This is a genomic window from Bacteroides ilei, assembly GCF_900128495.1.
Classification (GTDB): Bacteria; Bacteroidota; Bacteroidia; order Bacteroidales; family Bacteroidaceae; genus Phocaeicola; species Phocaeicola ilei.
The window spans coordinates 1-6,898 of sequence record NZ_LT635812.1; the positions used below are offsets into that span (position 1 = coordinate 1).

Consider the following 6,898-nt stretch of genomic DNA (forward strand, 5'->3'; position numbering starts at 1 on the left):
TGGAAGTGATAAATTATGCTGTACACGTCCGGAGATGGAGCAGCTCAGTGAATTGATTCAAACCGCATTGAATGATAGAAAGGAGGCAGACCATGGCAAATAAAAAAGTAGAATTCGACAAATATATATTCTTTATCGTTACTTCCAGGAATATCTTCCTGCCGATAAAGTTACAGATGACGTAATTTACAAAACTTCACAGCAGATACAGGACGAACTTTCTGATATGGCAGAGATCAGCATTAACGATATCGCCAGGGCGATGGTGGATTTGGGCTATGAGCTTGCCATTTCCCCCGATGGCCGGCCGGCGTGGATCATGCTACGCAAGTAGCAGTACAAATAAAAAAGGTGTGGCGTCATAATGATGCTGCACCTTTTGTCTTTTTACCCATTTCCGGGGTCGGGTATCTTTGAGAAAAACAAAGATGTATGCTCACCATTTTCCAAGATATACCCGACTTTACCCTTTCATCACAGCTGGACAACTTTACGATCAGCTCGAACAAGCTGGTGAATTTTGTTCTGAAACAGGGTAATAATGTTATCTTACAGGAGAATTATACTCCGGATGCCAATAGCCTGATTCGTGTCTTTGATTTATTTTCCCTCATGGAGCCTTATCTGATTGCTTCACCTCTGCTCCAGTTCAGTTATACGGTTTCTGCATCTGGAGAGGCTTCTATTTCCAAAACCTTTATTGTGCTGTTATGTCGCCTTGTTGTAGCATGCAGTGCAGAAGATTTTGTGGATAATTACTTCTTGACGACTCTGGCTGGAGGTGACAAGGTGACATCTTTCGGGCGTACAGAAACTTTAAATTTCACTACCGGGAGGTTATCTTCCGGGGGGACAGCTATTCCTGTGACGGCGGAATGTGTCTTTGTCAATGACCGGAACCAGTTGCTCAAGTCTACACGTTCATTGGGCAGTGTGTCCGACTATGGTATCCTATCCGTAGATGTTTCTCCCTCACGTTTTACACAGTCTGGATATATATTGCTTCGGTATACTGTCCAAGCCGGTGCCAGAAAACAGGTTTTCCGTGTAGATCAAGATAAACCGGAGGCCATTGGTCTGAAGTTCCGTAACTCATTTGGATTGGTAGAAACTTTCTACTTTGTAGGTGGCGATACGGTAGAACCGGAGCTTACCCGGAGTGCGGCATATTTTGCCGGTCAGTACAAGACCTATTACGTAGACGAGCAGCGTAAGCACACACTCAATACAGGATATATCCCAGAATCTATGTTCGCTCTGGCAGATGATTTGGCGAGAACTACGGAAGCCTGGCTGATGGACGATTCCGGAGATATCCCGATAACCATTATAGAGAGTGATACCAGTCGGAGCGATGAAGACGATGGCTTGTTTTCATTTACCGTCACATACATCTTGGCTTCTCGCTGTCAGCAGCGGATTCATTTGCTCCCGGAGGTGTTCGATGATTCTTTCGATGATACTTACAATTAAAGCCTATGAAAGTAATACATATCAAAGACGCATTGAGGTTGCTCGAGTCGGGGCAGCCTTGTAACCTGAAGTTATGGAAGCTTAGTACAGGCGACATTCTGGAATACCGTGGTGCAGTGTGTGTCGGCTCACATTGGCGCCGAGGTGTTCATCGTGTCCGCCTTCCGGCATCCGGTTTGATCCGGGCTTTCCGCGATATATCTCTATTCGAAATAAACAACATGACAATTTATCTCTAATATGGACAAAACAATTTCACAATACGACGACAACTTCATTCCTGGTGAGATATTCAACATCGAGGTTTCCAATGTAGCCGCCGAAATGGCATCCGTTGAGGACAGCAGCTTGGTTTTTGACGAAGACGCGAATATCAGAACGACACCTGTTCCGAATCGGAAAGGCATGGCATATGTAAATTTCGGTGAAGACAATCAGCTCCCTTTTAATATTATCAAGATGATTGGTGTTGATGAAGTGATGAGCCAGAACAAGCTGTTCAATGTCATTACTTGTTATGGTGCCGGTCTGAAGTATATGGACGTTGATACCAAACAGCCGACAACCCATCCCGAAATCAAACGCTGGTTGGTTCGCAACAGCTTGCCGTTGTTCCAGCTCGAGCAGGCAACAGACATGAAATACTTTTTCTTTTGTGTGTCGGTCATTATTCTTTCTCAGGATGGCAAGCGAATTAACCGTCTGGTGCATAAAGAAGCCTGCTATTGCCGTTTTGAGAAGGCGAGAAACGGCAAAATCAATCATGTGATTTATGCCAATTTCCGTGATAATGTTTCACTCCGTCCGGAGGATTACGAAGTCATTCGTTTGCTTGATCCGCGCGACCCGATGGGTGATCTGATGGTACTCATGGGGCGTGAACCTGGGCGCGATGGCGAAACAAGGATTCGTACCGGCGAACGGAAATTTGCTATTCTGGTACGCTTCCCGACGCCGGGGTTCCAGTATTATCCAATTCCTTATTACACCAGCATCTTCCGGGGCGACTGGTACGATATCAAGCGACTGATCGGGAAAGGCAAGAAGGCTAAGCTCCGCAACCATGCCAGCGTAAAATATCAGGTCGAGGTTCACAAGGATTACTGGCGAAACATCTGTGAAGAAGATCATATCACCGAACCGCTGAAAAAGATGGAGCGCATCAAGAAAGAAAAGGAAAACATCAAGAACTTCGTTTCCGGCATTGAGAACAGCGGTAAGGTTTGGATCACCGGTTACTACATTGATCCGAACGGCCGTGAAGTCCGTATGGTTCGCATCAACGTGATTGAAACCGGCAAGGAGGGTGGTGACTGGAGCGAAGATATTCAGGAAGCCAGTAACATCACCTGCTATGGCGACAACATTCATCCTAATCTGGTAGGTGCTACTCCGGGTAAAGGGCAGAGCAACAACTCCGGTTCAGACAAGCGCGAGCTGTTCACGCTCAAGCAGGCACTGGAGATACCTTTTCATGACCTGATGAACATTCCGCATAACATCGTCATCGAGTACAATGGCTGGAGCGAGAAGGTCTATCCGGATGTTCCCATGGTGCTACTTACTACACTTGACCAGAACACCGATGCCAAACAGAAGACAGCTTCGGATCTTGAAAGCAAATCTTAAAACGAATCAATATGGCTATTACATTTTCACAAGAGATTTTCGAGAAGATATGTTCCTCTGCTACCAATTCCACGGCAGAGGTATACGATATGATTGCTCCTCACCTGGACGATACCCTTCAGAGCATTAATCATGTGTTGCTGGGTGACATGGCAGATAAATTAGATACGGTTCCTGGACTCGAGCAGGCGGTCACAAAACTGGTTTGTCTGCGTACCTATCAGGAGCAGATTCCGCAGCTCGATTTGGTATTGACTCCGACCGGCTTCGGTGTGGTGTCTAATCAGAATCTGGCTCCGGCTTCGGCCGACAGAGTCAAGAACCTGTTGCAGCAAGTTACCAATGCAGCCGAAGATACCTACGATCGGTGTTTGGAGCTGCTGGTCGGTACCGACTGGGCAGACACAGCACAGGCCCGTATCAATATCCCCAACCTGATATATACTGCCCGACAGCTGAAGATGTATGTTGAATTTCCTTCTTCAGACGTACATCGTTCCAAGCTGAATGAGTTTCGCACGAGAATGTATCAGGCGGAAGAAAAGATCCGGCAGCATGTGTCGTCAGAGTTTTTCGATCATATCCTCGAACAGGCTCGGCATAACGCTTTCACAAAAGAAGAAACCGCCATGGCAGACTACATGTGCAAGTTTATCGGATTTTGTATCATGGGACACTGGCCGGCTGCAAAGAGCATGCTGGAACGCATCGAGAATTATGCGGAATCCAAGGTAGAGGTATTTACCAGTTATAAGGACTCCGAGGCATACAAAGTCAAACATTTCCAGACTTACCAGAATGAAAAGGAAGATTCAGTATACTTTTGGGGGTAGAATCCTTGATTTTCGTTTCCCTATTTCCTGGAAGGAACTTAACCAGGAACAGCTTCGGTTTGTGTTCCTGGTCATCACGCTGTTTCCTCCGGTCAAGGCAAAGACCTACGTCTTTATGCGATTTACTGGAATACGTGTTCGTAAGCGAATTAAAGAAGGCTGGCTGTGCACTTTTCGTTTGAACTGGCACAAGAAATTGAGATTTATTCTTCAGGACTGGCAGATCCGTAGCTTTCTCCGTCAGATTGATTTTATTTCCGAACCCCATGCTTATCCCGTCAGACTGGACAATATCGGCGGTCGGTGTGCCATCGATGCGATGTTGCACGGCCTGAGCTTCGAAGATTACCTTTGTTGTGAGAACTACTACCAGGGCTACCTGTATTCGCAGAACGTTTCTCAGCTTCAATCCCTGTATGGTTATCTCTATAAGAAAAAGCCGGGCATAAAAGGTTCGTTGCAGGCAGCCTTTTCCCGGATCAAAGAATACGAATTGGTTTCCGTGTTCCTTTGGTGGGGTAGCGTTAAACTGTATTTCACTTCTCTGTTTCCGCATTTCTTTCAGCCGTTTCACAGTTCGGCCGACGCTGATCAGCCTGAACTACCCGACCTGATGGGTGCGATGAACGCCCAGATCCGGGCACTGACAGGTGGTGATGTAACGAAAGAAAAGGAAGTCTTGCAGATGGACTGCTGGCGGGCCTTGACAGAACTGGATGCCAAAGCACACGATATTCAAATCCTAAAATCAAGACAAAATGGACACAAGTAAATTCTTCGACGGGCACACCTATTTCAAGGATCTGACCGAGAAAAACAAGCTGGCCAAGGCCAACGCCTTTTTCCCGTGTTCCTGTAGCGGTATCAATTCACTCCAGGATGTACTTGACAATTTCCGCCGTCAGTCCGCTTTCGTCTGCATAGACGATACTAACGACGCAGCTACCGAACAGATCGGGGGAGGCTGGTTCAAAAAGCGTACCTTTACGGTGTTTCTTCTGATACGTTACCGTTACGATGACATGACCGACCGGGCGGCAAAGCTGGATATCTGTCGGCAACTTTTCCGGCAGTTCCATTCCCGTATGATCCGTGACAAATACATATACGAAGATCTGGACTTATCTTTCCTGAATGTATCCAGAATCTATACCCGTGAACTGGGTGAGTATTTCATATCCGGCTGCACAGGGTTGTACTTCATGGTCGAATTGACTGAACCGACTGATTTATGTTATAAGGAGGACGAGTGGGATGGCTAAGACAGATAATCACAGACCGGCAGCAACTGACGAAGATCGTAAGAAATATCAGGAAGCCTGGGCGGAAATGATGGTGACAATCTGGCGTGAGAAAATCGAACGGCTGCACGTCATCAATACTTACTCATTGCATCAGCAAATTCGGGATAACGTGATATCATCCACTGACTCTGTATCTACTATCCAGCACAAGTTTCTCGAGTACGGTATCTACCAGGACATGGGTGTCGGCAACGGGTATACTAAGGGTAATGGCGGTGACTTGCAGATTTTGAACCCTATATATCGAGAGGAACACAGGCTTAACGTTCCTCGGAAAGTTGGTCCTAAGCCTGGTGGATATTATACATCTGGCAATCCCCGTACACCTCGTGAATGGTTCTCACGTCCCTACTTTGCGTCAATCATGGTGCTGAAAGAACAGATGGCGTACATGTACGGGGAAGAGTTTTGCGGTTTGCTGGTTGATAAAATCGAGGAAGCAAACCATAGACGCAGCACTACGATGAGATCGCGCTTGTACGGATCACGCAATAGACACACATAACTTGTGTCTTTTAGTATAATAACATGATGAATTTATTTCGTTAAAAACTAAAATTATGGCAACAAAAACATTCGATGAATTAAAGCAGATGGCGATACAGATTCGTGACGAGAAAACGAATAAGCAGAATACGGCTAATCGAATCGGAACGGAGATGCTTGAACATCTTGACAAGCTAGAACAAGATTATTATGATAAGACAACAACTGATGAAGAACTGAAGAAACGGGATGCGAAACTTGCCGAATTGTCCTCATATTTAAATATTAGCGATTTATATCCTCAGGGAAGTGCTGATGGAGATAATCTTTATACTTTTAGCGATGCGCTGAGTAAAGTTCCTAATTTATATAGAAAAAATGGACTTATAATAACATTCAAAGATAAAGAAGGATTTTGGCAAACTTGGAAAAATATTGGTGCTACATACTCGTATGATACAATAACAAATTGGATATTAATTGACTACTCTTCAAGGGGGTATACAGACCCAACAGAACTATCCAAAAGGAAAAAGAATCTAGAAAAAAGTCTAACATTATTATATAATATTGGAGCACTTGTTAAAGATGGTGGGGTTTTATCTACTATAAAAACGATAGAAAATAAATATTTGTTAGCGTCTACAGGAATTACAGATAATGATTCATACAGAATTGTAATTAAAGATGTAACTGATATAGATTTGGTATTAATAGAGGGAGTTAAAATTGGTGCTGTATCTAATTACGCATTTTCCTTAGATGAAAACCTAACTAGTATAATAGAAACGTCTCAATCCGATAGAACATATCCCAATGGAGTAATTTGTAAACCTTATCCGGGTGTTAAGTATTTGGCAATAAGTGTACAAAAAAAACCAGTATCATATTCTTCAGTTTATAAGCTGAAAGAAAATAACATAATGGCAGATAAATTCCAACAAAAATCCGACAGTGTAAAATTATTGCGAACAGATTTATTTTCCTTAAACTTTGGAGAATACAATGAAAGATTACAATCTATAATTAATAATTTATCATATAACATCACTACTGTCCACTAAAAATGGACAAGGTTAAAAATTAAATAAATTCGATTCACTTGAATCATATCGGTCTTTGACATTTTTGAAATTCGATTTGTCAAACAAGTCACTGAGATGTGTTTTGTCA

The 6,898-nt window shown here is 43.9% G+C and carries 8 protein-coding genes; all 8 read left to right on the forward strand.

Going from position 1 to position 6,898, the window contains the following annotated elements:
* The first annotated feature begins 432 nt into the window (after nucleotides 1-432).
* The 8 genes from BQ7489_RS17175 (at nucleotide 433) to BQ7489_RS17210 (ending at nucleotide 6,789) form a co-directional block, all read left to right on the forward strand.
* Entirely contained in the window at nucleotides 433-1,473 is a 1,041-nt protein-coding gene (locus BQ7489_RS17175) for a hypothetical protein (RefSeq protein WP_072532382.1), read from the forward strand.
* A 5-nt stretch (nucleotides 1,474-1,478) separates the two neighbouring features.
* Complete coding sequence (locus BQ7489_RS17625) at nucleotides 1,479-1,712, forward strand: hypothetical protein (protein WP_072532383.1); 234 nt, start codon at nucleotides 1,479-1,481, stop codon at nucleotides 1,710-1,712.
* A 1-nt stretch (nucleotide 1,713) separates the two neighbouring features.
* A complete protein-coding gene (locus BQ7489_RS17185; protein ID WP_072532384.1) occupies nucleotides 1,714-3,102 on the forward strand; it encodes a hypothetical protein in 1,389 nt (462 codons plus the stop codon).
* An 11-nt stretch (nucleotides 3,103-3,113) separates the two neighbouring features.
* Nucleotides 3,114-3,935, forward strand: a complete 822-nt coding sequence (locus tag BQ7489_RS17190; protein WP_072532385.1) for a DUF6712 family protein — start codon at nucleotides 3,114-3,116, stop codon at nucleotides 3,933-3,935.
* Complete coding sequence (locus BQ7489_RS17195) at nucleotides 3,901-4,707, forward strand: hypothetical protein (RefSeq protein WP_072532386.1); 807 nt, start codon at nucleotides 3,901-3,903, stop codon at nucleotides 4,705-4,707. The genes BQ7489_RS17190 and BQ7489_RS17195 overlap by 35 nt, the downstream gene beginning before the upstream one ends.
* Nucleotides 4,694-5,197, forward strand: coding sequence for a hypothetical protein (locus tag BQ7489_RS17200; RefSeq protein WP_072532387.1), 504 nt, complete (start codon nucleotides 4,694-4,696; stop codon nucleotides 5,195-5,197). The genes BQ7489_RS17195 and BQ7489_RS17200 overlap by 14 nt, the downstream gene beginning before the upstream one ends.
* 151 nt (nucleotides 5,198-5,348) lie before the next feature.
* Entirely contained in the window at nucleotides 5,349-5,744 is a 396-nt protein-coding gene (locus BQ7489_RS17205; RefSeq protein ID WP_162617841.1) for a hypothetical protein, read from the forward strand.
* Nucleotides 5,745-5,799: 55 nt separating this feature from the next.
* Complete coding sequence (locus BQ7489_RS17210) at nucleotides 5,800-6,789, forward strand: hypothetical protein (protein ID WP_072532389.1); 990 nt, start codon at nucleotides 5,800-5,802, stop codon at nucleotides 6,787-6,789.
* Nucleotides 6,790-6,898 lie beyond the last annotated feature (109 nt).

Excerpts from the sequence above, each read along its gene's own strand:
- BQ7489_RS17175 (WP_072532382.1), top strand. The coding sequence starts at position 433 with ATGCTCACCATTTTCCAAGATATACCCGACTTTACCCTTTCATCACAG.
- BQ7489_RS17625 (WP_072532383.1), top strand. The coding sequence starts at position 1,479 with ATGAAAGTAATACATATCAAAGACGCATTGAGGTTGCTCGAGTCGGGG.
- BQ7489_RS17185 (WP_072532384.1), top strand. The coding sequence starts at position 1,714 with ATGGACAAAACAATTTCACAATACGACGACAACTTCATTCCTGGTGAG.
- BQ7489_RS17190 (WP_072532385.1), top strand. The coding sequence starts at position 3,114 with ATGGCTATTACATTTTCACAAGAGATTTTCGAGAAGATATGTTCCTCT.
- BQ7489_RS17195 (WP_072532386.1), top strand. The coding sequence starts at position 3,901 with ATGAAAAGGAAGATTCAGTATACTTTTGGGGGTAGAATCCTTGATTTT.
- BQ7489_RS17200 (WP_072532387.1), top strand. The coding sequence starts at position 4,694 with ATGGACACAAGTAAATTCTTCGACGGGCACACCTATTTCAAGGATCTG.
- BQ7489_RS17210 (WP_072532389.1), top strand. The coding sequence starts at position 5,800 with ATGGCAACAAAAACATTCGATGAATTAAAGCAGATGGCGATACAGATT.